This is a genomic window from Streptomyces sp. NPDC057743, assembly GCF_042798755.1.
Lineage (GTDB): Bacteria > Actinomycetota > Actinomycetes > Streptomycetales > Streptomycetaceae > Streptomyces.
This window is the reverse complement of record NZ_JBHVJX010000016.1, coordinates 106,620-124,928: the sequence shown is the minus strand read 5'-3', so window position 1 is coordinate 124,928 and position 18,309 is coordinate 106,620. Positions and strand designations below refer to the sequence as shown.

The window sequence follows — 18,309 nt, the reverse complement described above, 5'->3', positions numbered from 1 at the left end:
GTCAGCCACCAAATGGGCTGGTGGTCCGAGTGGAGAGTTCAAGTCCCCCCTCGGACACCACAAGGCAATCAGACCTCAGATCTTCGGATCTGGGGTCTTTTGCTTTTCCTGCAACGGAGAGTGGCCGTCGGGCCGGATGATCGTGCGCGTCGGCAGATGTGACTTGGCCCACGGCCGACTGCCTCCTCCCAGCGGCATGCGAAGGCTCCGACGTGCGCTGCAAGGATTCGTCCAGCCCCAGGCAAGCCTTCCGTTCCATGAGGCGGGCATGTCCCCCGTAGACCGACCGAACGTGACGACTGGGGGAACATGTCTACCGTCATCGGGCCCACGGGGGCCGTCCGGAGGGACCCCGGCCAGTGGCTGACGCTGCCCGGGTGCAAGAAGATCCTGTTCATCGTTCACACCGAGGTGTATGGGAAGCGGCTGTGCGACCTTCTGCCGCTACTGGAATCCGATCTGCGGGTCCAGGTGGCGTTCACCCTCGCTCCGCACGCGTTCAACAGTGGAGCGGACCGCCTGCTGAAGGCCCTTGGGGCGACCGTGCTGCCCTGGGAGCAGGCCGTAAGCACCGACTTCGATCTCGCTCTGGCCGCCGGTTCCCAAGGAACCGAGCAGGTTCGTGCCCCGCTGATCCGGCTGCCGCACGGCGCGGGGCACGTGAAGCTGTCCCGGGTGGCGGACGACCTGCCGGGAAGCCCGCGGAGCGTAGGGGGCCTGGGGCGCAAGTACCTGATGTGGGACGGCAAGGTTGTGCCGAAGGCGCTCGGACTGGCGCACCGTGACGAATTGCCGCAGCTGGAGCGTTCGTGCCCCGAGGCCCTTCCGGTTGCGGAGGTGGTGGGCGACGGGTGCTACGACCGGATCGCGGCGAGCCTCTCGCTTCGAGAGCGGTACCGGAACGCCCTGGGGCTAAAGGCCGGTCAGAAGCTGGTGCTCGTCACCTCGACCTGGGGGCTGGGCTCATCGTTCAACCGGCTCGACGCCCTGCTCCCCCGGCTTCTGGCCGAACTGCCGCGACACGTCTACCGCACCGCGATCCTGGTGCACCCGAACGTCTGGGCGGGCCACGGCAGTTGGCAGGTGGATGCCTGGCTCGCGACGTGTCGACGCTTCGGCATCACGGTGCTTCCTCAAGAGGTGGACTGGCGTCCCCCACTGATCGCAGCGGACTGGGTGATCGGTGACCACGGGTCGGTCACGCTCTACGCCACGATGACCAAGGCGGCGATCCTGCTCGCCAGGTTCCCCGAACACGACGTCAACCCCGATTCGCCCGGTGCCTCGCTGGCGCTGGCCGCCCCCGCGCTGTCGCCAGCACATCCGCTCACCGAGCAACTCGCCTACGCCGCCGCTGAATACCCGGCGGAGGACTATGCGCGCATCGCGGAACGCCTCTCCTCGGAACCGGGCCGCTTCAATCGCAACATGCGACGGCTCATCTACCGGCTCCTCGGCATCGGCCAACCCGCGTACGAGCCGGCGACGGAGGTGTTGCCGCCTCCGAAGCCGCTCGTCGGGGCGCGAGGTGGGCACTCGCTGCGCCGAAGGGGCAACGGGCGCCACCGCAAGGGCCGTGGGGGGTGCGCGCATGCACACGATGACGGCTGAGCCGAGTCCGGCGAGCGGCCTCTTGTTCGTGGGTGCCCGCGCCGCGGTGATCGCCCCCGATCACGACTGTTGCGTCGTCGATCTCGACACCTGTGCCGATGAGACCGCGCGCCAGTGCGCCGACGTGCTGTACGGCACCGGCGGCCTGCGGTTGGCGAACCGGCTGTTGAGCCGCTACCCGGGTTGCCTCTTCGTACTGCTCCACGGCGGCGGTTCGCGGTGCATCGCCGTCGTGCGCACCGGCGCCCGCGTCACGACGACGGTCCGTTGTGACCGGGCGCCGCACGGCGGGGACCAGTCGCTGCTCGCTTCGTTGCTGCACGCATGGTTGGCGGCGTTGCTGCCGCTGGAATGGTTGGCGTCCGCGGTGTTCCTGTGTGCCGGAAGGACGTATCGGTTCGCGACCTCGTCAAGCGGGATCCGTACCGGCAGCGGGTAATCGTGCCCGCAGCCGCCCGGCGTCGCTTTCGCTGACGGGTTCGTACAGGGCCAGGGAGTGCTCGTAGCAGTCCCTGGCCCGGAGGGCATCTCCGCGTTCTTCGGCGGTCTGCCCGAGGAACTCCCATACGCGGGCCTGCCAGTGGACCGAGCCGGTGGCGGTGAACTCGGCGAGTGCCTGGTCGAGCAGGTGCGTGGCCCGATCGCGGTCGTCGGGTGTCTGGGCGTGGGCCCGGCCCAGCAGGGCAAGCGCTCTGGCCGCGTCGTACGGGTCGTTCTGGGCGAGGAGTTGCTCACGTGCACGAGTCAGCGGCTCGATCGCATCTGCCGGGCGGCCCGCGGCCAGGGCCAGGTCGCCGAGGGACAGTCGGGTGAGGGCTGCTCCGCGGTGGTGGCCGATCTCTTCGCGCAGGGCGAGCGCCAGGGTGAAGTACGAGGCCGCGTTTTCCAACCGGCCTGCGAGCAGGTGCGACTGCCCCAGGCCGTGCAACGCCTGGGCCTCTGCGCGGCGGTCACCACTTTTCCGGGCGCCTTCCAGCGCCTGGCCAAACCAGTCCACGGCGGTGTCGGGGCGTCCGGCGTTGCGGAGCCCTACGCCGCCGGAGGTGAGCATCCGGCTTTCGCCGTCCCGGTTACCGTCCCGGCGCGCCGCGGCCAGCCCGATCTCGTGTGCCTCGATCCACAGGTCGTACGGCCGCAGTCGCAGGAACAAGGGAAACATCGCATCCACCAATTGCCAGGCGGCCAAGTGCCAGTTCCGCTCCGCCGCGATGCGCACCATGGCCATGAGGTTCGAGCGTTCGGAGTCCAGCCAGCCCAAGGCCGCGGTCTCGTCGGCGAACGCCGGCGGTGGATCCGGGGGGAATGCATAGCGGCGGCGGAGCCGGTGATGGCTCGGGGTCAACAACGCCTCGGCGGCCGTCGCCCTGGCCAGATAGAGATCCACGATCCGGCGCACGACGGCTTGTTGATCGTCCGGCGAGTCCGTACCGGCAGCGGTCTCTTTGGCGTGCGCCCGGACCAGGTCGTGCATGCGGAAACGCTCGGCACCATCGATGCGGTCTGCCGGGAGATCGTCGACGAGATTGTTCTCGATCAACTCATCGAGGAGCGGGCTGATTTCGCCGAGCTGCAGTCCGCAGGCAGACGCGGCGACGGTCTTGTCGAACATCACGACGGGCGCCAGCCCCAGACACCGATAGGCACGCGCGGCGTCAGGCGGCAGGGCCCGGTACGACTCGTCCAGCACGGTACGTACCGCCCTTTCTCCTTCAGCGCGCAGGGCCGTCAGTGCTCCGCCGTCCGCGCCGAGGGTTCCGGCCATCGCGGCCAGGGATTGCTGGGGGCGCGCCGCCAATCGAGCAGCCGCCAGGCACAGGGCGAGGGGCAACCCGGCACACAGCGCTGCGACTTCCTGCGCCTCGGCCCGTTCCCGGTCGACCCGCTGCATGCCGATCCTGCGGGCCAGCAGCTCTACGGCGGAGGGCCCCTCCAACAGGCCCAGCTGGTGAAAGGCGGCGCCGTCGACACCAAGGCTGGTGAGCCGTCGGCGGCTGGTGACCACCACCACTCCGCCGGCCGCGCCGGTCAGCAGCGGGCGCACCTGAGCGGCGCTCAGTGCGTTGTCCAGCATGACGGCGACGCGCAGGCCGGCGGTGACGGAGCGCCATAACGCCGCCTGCTCCGCCAGCGCGGCTGGGATCCGGTCGATCCCGTAGGCGCGCAGGAACTGACCCAGCACCTCACCGGGCCGGGCAGGGGCGTCGGGCGAATGTCCGCGAAGATCCACATACAGTTGCCCGTCGGGGAAGGCTCCGGCCTCGCTGAGACCGCCCAGCCACCGGGAAGCCAGCGCGGTCTTCCCGACTCCTGCGGATCCGCTCACCACCACGACGAAGGGCGTGCCGACCTGACGTTTTTCCGTCAACAATCCATCCAGCGCGGCGATATCGCTTTCCCTCCCAGTGAAGTGTGAGGGGCTGGGCAGGAGTTGACGCGGGACCGGTAGTCGGCTTTCCGCAGACGACATCGTGACCTGATGGAAATGGACTCCGCCATGGACCTCGCGTGATTGCAGGGTGGGTCCGGTGAGCTGCGCAGATCCGCCGATGGTGTTCACGGCGTCGAAGGATAGGGGCGGTCCGGTCTGCGCAAGCCATGCTCGTAGGTCACGGGCGAACGGCGGGCTGGACCATGACTCCTTTGCCAGGCGCGTGGCGAGGGCATGGAGGTGATCAAGGTCGTGGGGGGCTTTCCGGGCCGCCGTCACCATGTGGGAGAGCGAGCCGGGGTCGTCCGGTGGGGAGCCTGCGGGCGCCGGTGACGTCCCCAACGCGCAGGCGAGGCGGGCCAGTTCCTGCCAGGTCTCCTCTCCGGCGGCGCTGGTCAGGACGGACAGCAGCTCCCGAACGGTCACCGGATCCACGTCGGCCGCCTTCCTCCCGTCCGCACGACGGAGTGCAGGACTGCCCACTCGCTTGGTCAGGTGAGGAGTACCCGCATCGCGTTCGAAATAGACCGTTCCCCGAACGAGACAAAACCCCAGGGCGATTACCCGCCAAGGCAGGTGAATATCTGGCGGCCTCAGTGACGCCGTGTCATTCTTTGCTGCAAGGTGAGCGGGGAGCGACCGGCGATTGGGGGGCGCTGGTGGACTTTGACATCCTCATTCTGGGCTCGGTGGAATTGCGGTCAAACGGACATCGCGACCCGCTCGGTTCCGCGAAAGAACGCCTGGTCCTGGCGGCATTGGCGATCGATGCGGGCCAGCCGGTCACCCTCGACGCGCTCGCCCACCACTTATGGGACGACGATCCGCCGGCCAAGCCTCGCGTCAGTCTGCATGCCTACGCCGCGAGGATCCGCCGGCGGCTGCGCGGCCCGGACGGCCGGGATCATCTCATCCAACACACCCATACCTACACCCTCGATGTGGAGCCGGAACGGGTCGACTACCACCGATTCCAGCACCTTGCCGCCCAGGCCAGGGCACTGACGGACAGCGGCGACGACGAGCGGGCCCTGGCCCTGTTGAACGAGGCAGACGCCACGTGGCGGGGGGACGCGCTCGCCGGGTTGAACGGCTGGTGGGCCGAGAGCACCCGGGCAGCCCTGGGCGAGCAACACCTCGCGGCCACCTTGAACCGCATCGACATCGATATGCGCAGGGGCCACTTTGCCGAACTCGTGGCAGAACTGACCACGTTGGTCGAACGACACCCCACCGACGAGACCCTCGTCGGACATCTGATGGTGGCCAGTTACGGTTGCGGACGTCAGGCCGACGCACTGCGCGTGTACGAGGCCGCCCGGCGCCGGCTGCGCGACGAGTTGGGCGCCGACCCGGGTGAGAGCCTGACGCGCCTGTACCAACTCATCCTGCGCCATACACCCGTTGACGATCTCTTCACCGGTCGACGGCCAATGGCCGCCCGGCCCGTACCCAACAACCTCCCCAGTCATGCCGAACTCGTCGGCCGAGAACAGGAGATGGCGCTTCTCCACTCGCCCTCTTCGGAGGGCGGAGTGGTCGCCTTGCAAGCGATCAGTGGAATGGGCGGCGTCGGCAAGTCCCTGTTGGCCCTGCACGCGGCGCGCCGGCTCGGCAAGCACTTCCCCGATGCACAACTGATGCTCGACCTACGGGCGCATTCGCCCGGTGCGGAGCCGCTCACCCCGGAAGCCGCGCTCGCCGCGCTACTGCGCATCCTGGGCGTCCCGGCCTCCGGCATCCCGCAGGGGTTGGAGGAGTTGAGCTCGCTGTGGCGGACCATGTTGAGCACCCGCCGCGCCCTGATCATTCTGGACGACGCAGCAGGCCCCGAACAGGTGCGCCCACTGCTGCCCGGCAGTTCGCCCTCCCTGATCATCATCACCAGCCGCCGGCGGCTTTCCGGGCTTCCCGGCATACGGTCCATCGTGCTCGACGTGCTCCCCGTCGAAGACGCGACCGCACTCTTCGTCCGGCTGGTCGGAGCGGAACGCGCCAATGATCCCCATGACGTCGCGATGATCGTGCGGCTGTGCGGGCAGCTGCCCCTGGCTCTTGAGCTAGCCGCCGGACGTCTGGTCTCCCGGCCTTCGTGGACGACCGCGCACCTGATCCAACGACTGTCCCGCGGAGAAGGCCGGCTCAGCGAATTCCGCGACTCCTACGAGGAGATCGCCCGCACCTTCGAGATGTCCTACGTTGCGCTCACCGTTGAGCAGCAGTCCGCCTTCCGTGCGCTCAGCCTCCACCTCAGCCAGGAGTTCGGCCTCCACGCCGCCACCGCGCTCACCGGACTGCCGCTGCACGAAACCGAACGGATACTGGAGACGCTCCTCGATTCGCACCTGCTTCAGGAGCCCGCGCCGGACCGGTTCCGTTTCCACGACCTGCTGGGCGAGTACGCGCTCACGCTCGCCCGCACCGAGGACACCGCGGATCAGCGCGACCGCAGCATCGCCCGACTCGTCGACTTCTACGTGCACGCGGCGGACCGTGCCGATCGACTGATCTATCCGCTGCGCCATCGCCTCGACATCCGGCATGCCGCGGATCCGTCCCCGCTGCCCCGCTGGTCTAGTGCCCAGGAGGCCAAGGGTTGGTTGGCAGCCGAGCGCACGGCCCTGGTCACCGCCGAACGGCATGCGCGCGCCAACGGGCGCCCGCGAACGGCCGCCAGGCTCGCCCATGCCTTGGCGGGATTCCTGGACGGCGAGGGCTATTGGACCGAAGCGGAGCGGATGCACCGGCATGCGGTGGAGCACTGGCGGGCATCAGGGGAATCCCGCCCGGAAGCACGGGCGTTGATCGACCTGAGCGGCACGCTGGCGCACTCCGCGCGGTACCCTCAGGCCGTTGAGTCCGCGCAGCAGGCCCTGACGTTGGCGAGCGACACCGGAGACATCGCGGCCGAGGCCGAGGCGATCCATCTACTCGGCGTGATCCACTGGCACCAGGGACAGCTCGAAGCGGCACTGGAGAGGCAACACACCGTGTTGGAGCTCCGCAGGGCTCTCGGAGACCGTTTCCAGATCGCGCGATCACAGAACAACCTCGGGATCACTCACCTATACCTCGGTCACCACACGTCCTCCAGGAAGTGCTTCGAGGATGCCCTCAAGGGGTTTCGTGAAGTGGGCGACTCCCAGGAGGAGTCACGCGTGCTGAACAATATGTCCGACCTGTTTTTGGCCTTAGGGGATCGCGACTCCGCCCTCCGTACCCTGCAACGCTCCCTCGACATCAGCATGGCCAACGGAAGCCGGTGGGACCAGGCCGTCATCCAACTGACCTTTGCCTCCGCGCTTGAGGTGCCGGGCGATCTGGACCAGGCACTGGATCTCTACCGGCAAGCACTGTTCTCCTTCCGGCAGTTGGGCGACCGCAGGAACGAATGCCTGGCACTCATCGGGATCGCGACGGCCTTCGCGGCGGCAGCGCGCAACAACGAGGCCGTCGTTCACTACCGCGGCGCGCTCGACCTCGCCAACACCATTGGAGCGGCCCACGAGCAGGCCCTGGCCATGCGTTGCCTGGGCATCGCCGAGGTCGGTCTGGGCAATCTCCGTTCCGGTACCGCCCACCTAGAGGCGGCAGCCGCCCTCGCGACGCAGATCCACGACCCGGAGGAGAAGAGGAAGAGTCTGGATGCGTTGGAGCAACTCCGGGAGAAACAACGACTCACGACACCGAACAAGAGTTACTGATGAGGCATCAATTTTACTGATCCACAAGGCCGGTGATCCACTACCGGCATGTCTACGAAATCGCTTCTAGCGGCTGTGCTCCTCGCGACTCTCGCCTGCATCCCCTCGGTCATGTACGGGGGTTCGGACGCCACGACGGCCAGCTCACGCAGTAACCCCGCATAGCTGTTCGCGCAGCACGACGCCCGGCGTCAGCCGTCGCTCCCGCCACCCTCTGTGAGGTGGCCCGCGGCTGACGCACCGGGGCCCACGCGGTCAGCAACTTCCCTCCCTGCCGAGCAATTTGTGATGCAGGCGCATGGCCCTCCTGCGTAGGGTGCCCACCGTTCGTGGACGGTGAGAGGGGATTGTGGTGTTGATCTTTGATGCGGATGACACGTTGTGGGAGAACAACGTGATCTTCGAGCGGGTTATTGGGGAGTTCACGGGGTGGTTGGCGGGGCCGGGGTGGGGGCGCGGGGCGGTGCGGGAGGTGTTGGACGGGATCGAGGCGGCGAATGCGGTGACGTTGGGGTACGGGAGCAAGGTGTTTCTGCGGAGCCTCGGGGAGTGCGTGGAGCGGGTGCGGGGGCGGGCGGTGACTGCGGCGGAGCGGGAGCGGATCGCCGGGTGGGGGGCGGCGTTCGCGGGGGATCGGGTGGAGTTGATCGCCGGGGTGGCGGAGACGTTGGCGGAGTTGGCGGGGCGGCACGAGTTGGTGATATTGACCAAGGGGGATCGGGAGGAGCAGGAGCGGAAGGTGGCCGCGTCGGGGTTGCGGGGGCACTTTCGGGGGGTGCACATCGTGCCGGAGAAGAACGTGGCCACGTATGAGGAGCTGACGCGCGCGTATGGGCTGACGCCGGAGCGGACGTGGATGGTCGGGAACTCGCCGAAGTCGGATATTTTGCCGGCCCGTTCGGCGGGGTTGAACGCGGTGTTCATCCCGCATGACCACACCTGGGTGCTGGAGCACGAGGAGTTGGATCCGCGCGACGAGAAGGTGTTGCGGTTGGGGGCGTTTGGGGAGTTGGTGCGGCACTTCTAGGGAGGAAGCACCTGCGAGGAGGGGAGGGGCGGTCGGTCGGCCCTCGCGGGCCGACCGACCGGTGGTTAGAGCGGGGCGGTGGTGGTGAGTTCGCCGGGGTCGAGGGTCAGCCAGCGGGTGAGGGAGAGTTCGCGGAGGAAGTGCGGGTCGTGGCTGACCACCAGGAGGGCGCCCTCGTAGGAGTGCAGGGCGGTCACCAGGCGGCGGACGGAGGACATGTCGAGGTTGTTGGTCGGCTCGTCGAGGAGCAGGAGTTGGGGGGCCGGCTCGGCGAGCATCAGGGCGGCCAGGGCGGCGCGGAAGCGTTCGCCGCCGGAGAGGGTGCCGGCCCGTTGGTCGGCGCGGGCGCCCTTGAAGAGGAAGCGGGCGAGGCGGGCGCGGATGTGGTTGTTGGTGGCGGCGGGGGCGTAGCGGGCGACGTTCTGGGCGATGGTGAGGTCGTCGTCGAGGACCTCGTCGAGGCGTTGTGGGAGGAAGCGGTGGGGGACGTGGACCTCGGCGGTGCCGGTGGCCGGCGGGAGTTGGCCGGCGAGGGTGCGCAGCAGGGTGGTCTTGCCGGAGCCGTTGCGGCCGGTGACGGCGATCCGTTCCGGGCCGCGCACGTCCAGGTCGGCGCGGGTGCCGTGGCGGGTGCGCAGGCCGGTGAGGGTGAGGACGGTGCGGCCCGGGGGGACGGCGGTGTGCGGGAGGTCGATGCGGATCTCGTCGTCGTCGCGGACCGCCTCGACGGCCTCGCCCAGGCGGTCCTTGGCCTCCTGGAGGCGTTCGGTGTGCAGGGCGCGGTGTTTGCCGGCCGAGACCTGGGCCTCCCGCTTGCGGGCGTTCATGACGATCTTGGGTTCGCGCTTCTGCGCGTACATCTTGTTGCCGTAGCGGACCCGGCGGGCCAACTTGGTCTGGGCGTCGGTCAGTTCGCGCTGCTGACGGGCGACATCCGCCTCGGCGGCGCGCACCGTCCGCTCGGCGGCCTCCTGCTCGACGGCGAGGGCCTGTTCGTAGGCGGTGAAGTTGCCGCCGTACCAGTGGGCCTCTCCTCCACGGAGGTCGGCGATCCGGTCGACGCGTTCGAGGAGTTCGCGGTCGTGGCTGACGACGAGGAGGACGCCGGACCAGGCGGCGACCGCGTCGTAGAGGCGGCGGCGGGCGGGCCGGTCGAGGTTGTTGGTGGGCTCGTCGAGGAGCAGTACGTCGGGGCGGCCAAGCAGCAGGGCGGCCAGCCGGAGCAGGACGGACTCGCCGCCGGAGACCTCGCCGATGGTGCGGTCGAGATCGAGGGCGGACAGGCCGAGTTGGTCGAGGGTGGCGCGGGCGCGCTCCTCGACGTCCCAGTCGTCGCCGACGGCGGTGAAGTGCTCCTCGCTGGGGTCGCCGTTCTCGATGGCGTGCAGGGCGGCGCGGGTGGTGGCGATGCCGAGCGCCTCGTCGACGGTGAGGTGGGTGTCGAGGGAGGCGTGCTGCGGGAGGTAGCCGACCTCGCCGACGACCTTGACGCTGCCGGCGGTCGGGGTCAGCTCGCCGGCGATCAGCTTCAACAGGGTTGATTTTCCCGATCCGTTGAGGCCGACCAGGCCGGTGCGGCCGGGGCCGACGGAGAACTGGAAGCCGTCCAGGACGGGGGTGCCGTCGGGCCAGGCGAAGCCGGTGTCGGTGCAGACGACGGCGGCGGGGCTGGTGGCGGGCTTTGACATGCGGGTCTCCTGGGAGGTGTGCGCGAAGTGGGGTGCGAACTGCGCAGCGGGAGACACCGCGGCAAGGGGCCGGGGTACGGGTACGCCGTGCGTACGCCGAGGTCACGGACGGGCCGCGCGGGGCTGGTTCGCTTGAGCGAATCGCCGATCGCGGGCGCGGTGTCTTCCGGACCTCAGACGAGCAACGGCCTTCTCCTGTCGGGAGGGAACCCGCCGGGACGCTGCCCTGGCGGGGTGGACGTCTACGACCGTAGAGGGTCGCGACCGAGAATGCAAACGCTATTTTCGTTGCGTTTGAGTCGAGGGGGGTGGCTGGGGGCGACTCGACGCCCTGCCCGTCGGGGGTGGGGCGGGCGTCGAGCCAGAGGAGGGCAGTTAGAGGGGCCGGAGGCGGATGCGGGCGGGGCCGGTGGCCTGGAGGGTGATGCCGGCGGCGACCGGGACGTGGTGGTCGACGGCCGTCAGTTCGTAGGAGCGGAGCAGCGTCGCCAGGGCCAGGACGGACTCCAGCATCGAGAAGTGCTGGCCGATGCAGGCGCGCGGGCCGCCGCCGAAGGGGAACCAGGCGTACCGGTGCCGCGCCGCCTCGCGTTCAGGGGCGAAGCGGTCCGGGTCGAACCGCTCGGGGTCCTCCCAGAGGCCCGGATGGCGGTGGGTGACCCAGGGGGCGACGATGACGTCGGCGCCGGCCGGGAGGGGGAAGCCGGCGACCTCGGTGGCCGCCACGGCCCGTCGGCTGACGATCGGGGCCGCCGGGTAGAGCCGCATGGACTCCTTCAACGCCTGGGTGAGCAGCGGGAGTTGGTCCAGGTCGGCGGCGGTGGGCGTGCGGTCGCCGAGGACGGCGGTCAACTCGGCGCGGACCCGGGCCTGTTGGTCGGGGTGACGGGCGAGCAGGTGGAGGGCGAAGGCCATGGAGGTGGCGGTGGTTTCGTGGCCGGCCAGCAGGAAGATCAGGACCTGTTCGCGGACCTCGGTGGCGTCCAGGGTGCCGTCCTCGTCGTTGCCGGCGGCGGCGAGCAGGGAGAGCAGGTCGTCGTGGTCGCCGGCCTCGGTGGTGCCGGTGCGGCGCTCGGCGATGATGCGGTCGCACAGCGCGTTGAGTTCGGCGGTGACCCGGCGGTTGTGGAGGTTCCTGGGGGTGGGCCAGTCGCGCGGGAACTTCAGGGGGGTGTAGGCGCGGCTGACGACGTAGTCGTTGATGACCGGGGCGCAGCGGTGGATGGCGTCGACCGCGGCCTCCACGTCGACGCCGAAGAGGATGCGGGCGACGGTGCGCAGGGCGAGCCGGTTCATCTCGGGGACGAGGTCGACCGCGCCGTCCCCGACCGAGCGCCAGCGCGCGGTGACCGCGTCGGCCTCGGTGGTCACGGCCGAGGCGTAGCCGTCGACCCGGCGCTTGGTGAACAGCGGCTGCACCAGCCGGCGTTGCCGGAGGTAGTCGTCGTCCTGGCTGGTGAGCAGGCCGTTGCCGAACGACTGGCGGACCTCCTCGTAGAACGGGTGGTCCTTGCGGAAGTTGGCGGCCTGGGTGGCGAGGATCTGCTGGGCGCCCTCGGGCGCGAAGACGGCGTAGAAGACGCTGCGGAGCCCGGGTGGGCCGGCCTCCAGCCGGACCACGTCGCCGTGTGCGCGCTGGGCGCTTAAGAAGGTGCTCAGGGGGTCGCGCCGCAGGTCGAGCAGGGAGCCGATCACGGGGAGGCCGGCGGGGCCGGGGATGGCGGCCCGGACGGTGCTGGAATTGGTCAGGGACATGCCCCGATTCCTATCCAGGAACCGGCCGGGAAATGTCGCGGAGGGGTGGCGGGGTGGATGGCCGGGAGTGGGCGGGCGGCGCGGGGCGGCCACGTAGCATGAACGCATGATCGAAAAGCGTTCCGGAGGGGCGGCGCGGGCCGCCGGGCAGCAGTGCCGGGTCACCGTCTGCCGCGGCTGCTGCTGTGGGGACGCGGCGAAGCTGCCGGGGGTCGACCACTCCGGGCAGATCCCCCGGCTGCGGGCGGCGCTTCAGGAGGCGGCGCCGGTCCGCGCCTCGGAGTGCCTGGACGTCTGCGACCAGGCGAACGTGGTCGTGGTGCAGCCGTCCCCGGCCGGGCGGGCCGCGGGCGGGCGGCCGGTGTGGCTGGGGCTGGTCAACGACGACGACGCGCTGGCGGACATCGCGGCCTGGATACGGGCCGGCGGGCCGGGGATCGCGGAGCCGCCCGGGGTGCTGGACCTCTATGCGTTCACGGTGTCGCGGCGGGTGCGGGAGCAGTTGGAGAAGTAGCGGGGCGGCCCCATCGGGCCGGTGGTGGCCTCGGCGCGCGGGGGCGCGCGGGCGGGTGTTGGCTGGAGGTATGGGATCGCTCCTGCCGGGACCGCCGCACCGCGTCCTGGTCGTCGCGGCCGACCGCGCGCTCGCCGCGGCCGTCGCCGACGGGCTGGCCCGCGCCGGCCACCTCACCGCCTGTGCCACCGACGGCTTCACCGCCCTCGACCTGGCCGCGGACTTCGCTCCGCACGCCGTTGTCCTCGATCCCGCGCTGCCCGGCATCGACGGCCTGGGGCTGCGCCGCCGGCTCGGGCGGGGGGACGGCGGACCGCCGGTCCCGGTGGTGCCGTTGTCGGCGGGGGCAGAGCGGGCGGAACGGTCAGAGGGGACAGTGGGGGTACGGGAGTTGGTGGCGCGGGTGGCCGAGGCGTTGGGCGGCGCCGAGGATGCGGCGGCAGCAGCCGGGGCCGGGGCCGTGCTGCGGGTCGGGGAGCTGACCGTCGCGCCCGGGGCCGGTCGGGCGTCCCGTGGTGGCCGCGAACTCGCCCTGAGCGAGCACGAGTTGGCGCTGCTGGTGTTTCTGATGCGACACCCAGGGCGGGTGTTCTCGCGGGAGCAGTTGCTCAAGCAGGTCTGGGGGCGGGACTTCGGTGATCTGTCGGCGGTGGGCGCGCGGGTGGCGCGCCTCCAGGCCGAGCTCGATCCGGGCCCGGCCGCGCCGCGGCTGCTGACGGAGGTGTGGGGGTCTGGTTACCGGCTCGATCCTGGGGGTGGCGAGGTGCTTGGGGCGGGCGAATTGGTGGGGGTGGCTGGGGAGGCGGTAGCGGCGGGTGGGGCGCCGTAGGGCACGCCGCGGTGCGGAACGTGGGGCGGAACGGCGACCTGGGCGCGCGGGCACGCGGGCCGGACGGGGCCAGTCGCCAACTCCCCCGCGTCACACCGCCGTTGTCGACCAGGCGCTCAGGACGGCGCGAGCAGGTCGTCGTCAGCCGCGGCCTTGGCCGCGTCCGGCCGCCGCGGGTGGTGGCGGGTCGGCAGGTCGCGGGCGGTGCGCAGCGGTGAGGCGAGGAGGATCAGGGCGGCCAGCGGGACGCCGGCGCAGGTGAGCCACATGGCCGTCCGGACGCCCAGTGCGGCGCCGAGGGCGCCACCGAGCAGGGCGCCCAGCGGCAGCGTGCCGTAGTTGAGGAAGGCGGCGCTGGCGGTCACCCGGCCGAGCAGCGCGGGCGGGCAGTACGCCTGTTGGAAGCCGGCCTTGAGGACGTTGCCGCCGACCACGCCGGCGCTGACGCCGAAGCTGCCGACGACGAACAGCGCGGCGCCGGGCCCGCCCGTAGTGAGCGGGATGAGCAATGCCGTGGTGGGCAGGCCGAGTTCGAAGAGCAGGCTGGCGCGGGCGGTGCCGAGCCGGGCCGCGGCGCGGCGGGCGGCGAAGGCGCCCGCGATGCCGCCGGTGCCGGCCACCGCCAGCAGGGTGCCGACGGTGCCCGGCGGCAGCCCGGCCTCGCGGACCAGGAAGACCGGCAGGATCGACTGGTATCCCATCAGGGCGAGGTTGGAGGCGGCGCCGAAGAGGGTCAGGGTGCGCAGCCAGACGTCCCCGGCCACCAGGCGCAGCCCCGCGGTGACCTCGGCGCGCAGCGGGCGCGCGGGGCGCTCGACGGCGGCGTCCGGGCGGGGTTCGCGGTGCCGGATGCCGAGCAGGCAGAGGACGGAGACCAGGAAGGTGGCGGCGTTGGCGAACAACCCGTTGGCGGCGCCGGCGAGTTGGACCAGGAAGCCGCCCGCGCCCTGGCCGACGAGCTGCGCCGCCGAGGCGCTGCCGTGCAGCTTGGCGTTGCCCTCGGGCTGGTCGGCGGGGGCGAGCAGTCCGGGGAGGTAGGCGCTGTACGCGGTCTGGAAGACCACCGCGGCGGCACCGCTCAGCAGGGCCGCGCCGGTCAGCAGGCCGATGCTCAGCCCGCCGCACCAGGCGACGACGGGGACGGCGGTGAACACCACGGCCGAGAGCGCGGCGGCGCCCAGCATCAGGGGCCGGCGGCGCATCCGGTCCACCCAGACGCCGACCGGTAGCCCGATCAGCAGCCAGGGCAGCCAGCCGCAGGCGCTCAACAGCCCGACGGCGAAGGTGTCGGCGCGCAGCGCGGCGACGGCGGTCAGCGGCATCGCCACCCCGGTGACCGCGGCACCGAACTTGCCCGCGGTCTCGCCGCACCACAGCAGCCGGAAGTCGCGGTGGCGCCGGAGCAGCCCGCTCATCGCCCGGCCCGACCGGCGCCGTCCGACTGCCGGCCGGTGTCCAACTGCCGGTCGGCGTCCGGCCGGTCGGCGCCCCGCCCGTCGGTGCGGTCCGTGCGCGACCTGCGGGGGAAGGACTGGAGCTGGACGATGACGGGCTGTGCGGCGGCGCGGTCGGCGGGGGCCGAGGCGCCCGCGGCGGCCGCCCGGTGCCGGTCCACGACGCGTCCCAACTCCGCGTTGAGTGCAGCAAGTTGAGCGGGCGTCAGGGTCAGGTCGTGCCACTGGGTGAGGGTGCCGGCGTCCCGCCACTGCGGGCCCCAGTCCTCGGCGAGGTAGTCGACGACGCGGTGGAACTGCTGCTGGACGATCTCGTGGACGTAGACGGTGAGCGGGCCGCGGGCTTCCGGATCGTCGCGGAAGTCGGTGGTGTTGAGCTGGCGGGTGGCCGCCGCGGCCCGCCACCAGCGCTCGCGGCGGGTGCCGCGACCGGTCTCCTCCTCGATGAAGTCGTGGTCGGCGAGGTGGCGCAGGTGCCAGCTGACCGTGCCGGTGTTCTCGCCGAGCCGGCGGGAGAGGCCGGTGGCGGTGTCCGGGCCGTCCAGGGTCAGCAGCTCCAGGATGCGCATCCGCAGTGGGTGGGCGAGGCCGCGCAGGCTGCGGGCGTCCATCCGTCGGACGGGGCGCGGCGCGGGGGTCGCGGGGGCGTCGGGCGCGGCCGACCGGTCCTCGCGCGACACGTCGTCGTGGGTCATGGCCGTCAGGGTAGAGGTGCAGAGAGTCCTTTGCAGAGGTTTCTCTGTAATGGCAGAAGTCGGATTCCGCGGCGGTGGCACACCGGTTTCGGCCACCATGGCTGACTATCCTCGGGCGCATCCCGGCCCCGCGCGATACGAGGTGTGCGACGTGACGGTGATCCTGCTCGCCCTTGCCGCGGCATGCTGTCTGGGCACCGGGTTCGTCCTCCAGCAGCTCGCGGCGCAGCACGCCCCGCCCCAGGACTACCTCTCGCTGCGGCTGCTGCTCGACCTGGTCCGGATGCCCCGCTGGGTGGCCGGGATCGCGTTGATGGTGGCGGGGATGGCACTGGGTGCGGTGGCCCTCGGGATGGGTGACATCACCCTGGTCGAGCCGCTGATGGCGACCAATCTGCTGTTCGCGATGGCGCTGGCGCGGCGGATCTCGCGGCAGCGGTTGGGCCGCACCGGCTGGGCCGGGCTGGCGCTGCTGGCCGGCGGGGTGACCCTGTTCATCGTGGCCGGGCAGCCGCACGGCGGGCGGAACAGCGAGGTGGGGCAGCTCGCCCAGTGGCTGATCATGGGCAGCGTGCTGTCGGTCGCCCTGGTACTGGCGACGGTCGCCAAACGGGAACGGACGCACATCAGCCTGGAGGCCGCGCTGCTGGGGGTGGCGGCCGGGCTGCTGTACGGGTTGCAGGACGCGCTGACCCGGATCAGCGGACTCCGCTTCACCGCGGGCGGCTGGGGCGAACTCCTCACCAGTTGGCAGCCGTACGCGATCGTGGTGCTCGGGGTGGTGGCGCTGGTGATGGTGCAGAGCGCCTTCGAGTCGGCGCCGCTGCGGCTGTCGTTGCCGGCACTGACGGCCGCTCAGCCGCTGGCCGGGATCGTCTGCGGGGTGGGTTTCCTGGGCGACCGGTTGCGGGTGACGCCCGTGGCGCTGGCCTTCGAGGCGGCCGGGATCGCCGCGGTGGTGACGGGGATCGTGTTGATCGGCAGCCATCCGTTGATGCCGCCGGGGGCCAGGGGGGCCGAGGGCGCGCGGGAACTCCAGCCGCGCTGAGGTCGGGGGCGCCGCGCGCGGGCTCGGCCGCACGGAAGGCCCGCCCCCTCCCCGCTATTAATGCTCGACATTACTATGGCGCCATGCCCAGGACATCAGGCCCCGAGACCCGGGAGAAGTTGATCCGCGCCGCCGAGGAGGTCTTCGCCGGCCAGGGCGTGGACGGCGCCCAGCTCCGCGACGTCGTCGCGCTGGCCGGCCAGAGCAACCCGTCGGCGGTGCAGTACCACTTCGGCTCGCGGGCCGGGCTGTTGGACGCCGTAATGGCCGGCCGGCTGGCCCGTACGGAGGCGGCGCTGGCGCCGTTGCTGACCGCGGCCCAGGCCGGCGAGCCGACGCTGCGGGAACTGCTCGGGCTGCTGGTCACCGCGGAGGCGACCGAGCTGCGGACCGACCGGGGGCGGCGCTGCCTGCGGATCTCCGCGCAGCTCAGCCACGAGAGCGGGGTCCGCGCCCGGGTCCCGCACCCGACCCTCGACGGGACCGCGTACTGGCGACTGATCTGCCGGATCGAGGGCGCGCTGGCGGCGGCCGGGTTGCCGGAGGCGGTGCGGCTGGAGCGGCTGGACCTCGCGCTGACGCTGATCGGCGCGGCCTTCGCCGACCGGGCCCGGCACTACCTCGACGGCGCCGCTCCCCTGACGGACGAGGAGTTGTTCCTCGCCGACCTCACCGGGACGACGGCGGCGTTCCTGCTGGCCGCCGCCCCCGAACGAAGGAGTTCACCATGACCAGGTCCACCCCGGCGACCGCGGCCGCGGAGCTGACCGGCAAGACCGTCGTCCTCACCGGCGCGGCCCGCGGGCTGGGCGCCGCGGCCGCCGAGCGGGCCGTCGCGGCCGGCGCCCACGTCGTCGTCACCGACGTCCTTGAGGAGGAGGGCGCGACGACCGCGGCCCGACTCGGCGAGCGGGCCCGGTTCCTGGCCCACGACGTCACCTCCGAGGAGGGCTGGCAGCGGGTCGTGGACTTCGCGGTGGCGGAGTTCGGCGGGCTCGACGGGCTGGTGAACAACGCCGGGATATCGAGCGGCGCCCCGCTGGAGACGCTCTCCGTCGACGCCTTCCGCACGGTCCTCGACGTCAACCTCACCGGCGTCTTCCTCGGCATGAAGACCGTGCTGCCGGCCATGAAGGAGCGCGGCGCCGGCTCCATCGTGAACGTCTCCTCGGCGGCCGGGCTGATGGGGCTGGCGATGACCGGCGGCTACGGCGCGTCGAAGTGGGGCGTCCGCGGGCTGACCAAGATCGGCGCGGTGGAGTGGGGCGCCGCCCGGGTGCGGGTGAACTCCGTCCATCCCGGCATGACCCACACCCCGATGACCGCACAGGTCGGCATCGAGGTGGGTGAGGGCAAGTACCCCAACACCCCGATGGCCCGGGTCGGCGAGGCGCACGAGATCGCCGGCGCGGTGGTCTTCCTGCTCTCCGACGCCGCCTCCTACATCACCGGCGCCGAGCTGGCGGTGGACGGCGGCTGGACCACCGGGCCGACGGTGCAGTACGTCATGGGGCAGTGAGCCGGCGGCCGTTGGCCGACGTCCCCCACGGGTGCGC

The 18,309-nt window shown here is 71.3% G+C and carries 14 protein-coding genes; 9 read left to right on the top strand and 5 right to left on the bottom strand.

The annotated features are described in order from the left end of the window. Positions 1-309 precede the first annotated feature (309 nt). On the top strand, positions 310-1,611 hold the full coding sequence (locus ACFVFQ_RS20080) for a hypothetical protein (RefSeq protein WP_383417733.1): 1,302 nt from the start codon (positions 310-312) through the stop codon (positions 1,609-1,611). Next, positions 1,592-2,050 carry a hypothetical protein gene (locus tag ACFVFQ_RS20075; RefSeq protein WP_383417730.1) on the top strand — a complete coding sequence of 153 codons (459 nt, stop codon included), beginning with the start codon at positions 1,592-1,594 and terminating at the stop codon, positions 2,048-2,050. Before ACFVFQ_RS20080 ends, ACFVFQ_RS20075 begins: the two co-directional genes overlap by 20 nt. On the opposite strand, the gene ACFVFQ_RS20070 is transcribed toward ACFVFQ_RS20075, so the two are convergent. Then, positions 2,021-4,168 (bottom strand): tetratricopeptide repeat protein, encoded by a 2,148-nt coding sequence (locus ACFVFQ_RS20070; protein ID WP_383417728.1) that lies wholly within the window; start codon positions 4,166-4,168, stop codon positions 2,021-2,023. The genes ACFVFQ_RS20075 and ACFVFQ_RS20070 overlap by 30 nt on opposite strands. A 530-nt stretch (positions 4,169-4,698) precedes the next feature. On the opposite strand from ACFVFQ_RS20070, the gene ACFVFQ_RS20065 reads away from it, so the two are divergent. Then, the gene (locus ACFVFQ_RS20065) at positions 4,699-7,743 is read left to right on the top strand and encodes a BTAD domain-containing putative transcriptional regulator (protein ID WP_383417725.1); all 3,045 of its coding nucleotides are present in this window, start codon (positions 4,699-4,701) and stop codon (positions 7,741-7,743) included. Positions 7,744-8,095: 352 nt separating this feature from the next. Further along, positions 8,096-8,770: an HAD family hydrolase gene (locus ACFVFQ_RS20060; protein ID WP_383417722.1), complete on the top strand. Its 675-nt coding sequence runs from the start codon at positions 8,096-8,098 to the stop codon at positions 8,768-8,770. Positions 8,771-8,835: 65 nt separating this feature from the next. On the opposite strand, the gene ACFVFQ_RS20055 is transcribed toward ACFVFQ_RS20060, so the two are convergent. Then, entirely contained in the window at positions 8,836-10,458 is a 1,623-nt protein-coding gene (locus tag ACFVFQ_RS20055; RefSeq protein WP_383417719.1) for an ABC-F family ATP-binding cassette domain-containing protein, read from the bottom strand. 375 nt (positions 10,459-10,833) lie between these two features. Next, positions 10,834-12,213 carry a cytochrome P450 gene (locus ACFVFQ_RS20050; protein ID WP_383417716.1) on the bottom strand — a complete coding sequence of 460 codons (1,380 nt, stop codon included), beginning with the start codon at positions 12,211-12,213 and terminating at the stop codon, positions 10,834-10,836. 106 nt (positions 12,214-12,319) lie between these two features. Between ACFVFQ_RS20050 and ACFVFQ_RS20045 the strand changes: the two genes are divergently transcribed. After that, positions 12,320-12,727 carry a (2Fe-2S) ferredoxin domain-containing protein gene (locus ACFVFQ_RS20045; RefSeq protein WP_383417713.1) on the top strand — a complete coding sequence of 136 codons (408 nt, stop codon included), beginning with the start codon at positions 12,320-12,322 and terminating at the stop codon, positions 12,725-12,727. A gap of 70 nt (positions 12,728-12,797) precedes the next feature. After that, positions 12,798-13,556 carry a response regulator transcription factor gene (locus ACFVFQ_RS20040; protein WP_383417710.1) on the top strand — a complete coding sequence of 253 codons (759 nt, stop codon included), beginning with the start codon at positions 12,798-12,800 and terminating at the stop codon, positions 13,554-13,556. 116 nt (positions 13,557-13,672) lie between these two features. On the opposite strand, the gene ACFVFQ_RS20035 is transcribed toward ACFVFQ_RS20040, so the two are convergent. Together ACFVFQ_RS20035 and ACFVFQ_RS20030 are read right to left on the bottom strand one after the other, a co-directional pair. After that, positions 13,673-14,971 (bottom strand): MFS transporter, encoded by a 1,299-nt coding sequence (locus ACFVFQ_RS20035; RefSeq protein ID WP_383417707.1) that lies wholly within the window; start codon positions 14,969-14,971, stop codon positions 13,673-13,675. Then, a complete protein-coding gene (locus ACFVFQ_RS20030) occupies positions 14,968-15,705 on the bottom strand; it encodes a helix-turn-helix domain-containing protein (protein WP_383417704.1) in 738 nt (245 codons plus the stop codon). The genes ACFVFQ_RS20035 and ACFVFQ_RS20030 overlap by 4 nt, the downstream gene beginning before the upstream one ends. Before the next feature lie 151 nt (positions 15,706-15,856). On the opposite strand from ACFVFQ_RS20030, the gene ACFVFQ_RS20025 reads away from it, so the two are divergent. From ACFVFQ_RS20025 to ACFVFQ_RS20015, 3 genes are all read left to right on the top strand, one after another. After that, on the top strand, positions 15,857-16,753 hold the full coding sequence (locus ACFVFQ_RS20025; protein ID WP_383417698.1) for a DMT family transporter: 897 nt from the start codon (positions 15,857-15,859) through the stop codon (positions 16,751-16,753). Positions 16,754-16,836: 83 nt separating this feature from the next. After that, on the top strand, positions 16,837-17,484 hold the full coding sequence (locus ACFVFQ_RS20020; RefSeq protein WP_383417695.1) for a TetR/AcrR family transcriptional regulator: 648 nt from the start codon (positions 16,837-16,839) through the stop codon (positions 17,482-17,484). Continuing rightward, the gene (locus ACFVFQ_RS20015) at positions 17,481-18,272 is read left to right on the top strand and encodes a glucose 1-dehydrogenase (protein ID WP_383417692.1); all 792 of its coding nucleotides are present in this window, start codon (positions 17,481-17,483) and stop codon (positions 18,270-18,272) included. The genes ACFVFQ_RS20020 and ACFVFQ_RS20015 overlap by 4 nt, the downstream gene beginning before the upstream one ends. Positions 18,273-18,309: the final 37 nt, after the last annotated feature.

Excerpts from the sequence above, each read along its gene's own strand:
- ACFVFQ_RS20035 (WP_383417707.1), bottom strand. The coding sequence starts at position 14,971 with ATGAGCGGGCTGCTCCGGCGCCACCGCGACTTCCGGCTGCTGTGGTGC.
- ACFVFQ_RS20075 (WP_383417730.1), top strand. The coding sequence starts at position 1,592 with ATGCACACGATGACGGCTGAGCCGAGTCCGGCGAGCGGCCTCTTGTTC.
- ACFVFQ_RS20020 (WP_383417695.1), top strand. The coding sequence starts at position 16,837 with ATGCCCAGGACATCAGGCCCCGAGACCCGGGAGAAGTTGATCCGCGCC.
- ACFVFQ_RS20055 (WP_383417719.1), bottom strand. The coding sequence starts at position 10,458 with ATGTCAAAGCCCGCCACCAGCCCCGCCGCCGTCGTCTGCACCGACACC.
- ACFVFQ_RS20030 (WP_383417704.1), bottom strand. The coding sequence starts at position 15,705 with ATGACCCACGACGACGTGTCGCGCGAGGACCGGTCGGCCGCGCCCGAC.
- ACFVFQ_RS20015 (WP_383417692.1), top strand. The coding sequence starts at position 17,481 with ATGACCAGGTCCACCCCGGCGACCGCGGCCGCGGAGCTGACCGGCAAG.
- ACFVFQ_RS20080 (WP_383417733.1), top strand. The coding sequence starts at position 310 with ATGTCTACCGTCATCGGGCCCACGGGGGCCGTCCGGAGGGACCCCGGC.
- ACFVFQ_RS20040 (WP_383417710.1), top strand. The coding sequence starts at position 12,798 with ATGGGATCGCTCCTGCCGGGACCGCCGCACCGCGTCCTGGTCGTCGCG.
- ACFVFQ_RS20050 (WP_383417716.1), bottom strand. The coding sequence starts at position 12,213 with ATGTCCCTGACCAATTCCAGCACCGTCCGGGCCGCCATCCCCGGCCCC.
- ACFVFQ_RS20045 (WP_383417713.1), top strand. The coding sequence starts at position 12,320 with ATGATCGAAAAGCGTTCCGGAGGGGCGGCGCGGGCCGCCGGGCAGCAG.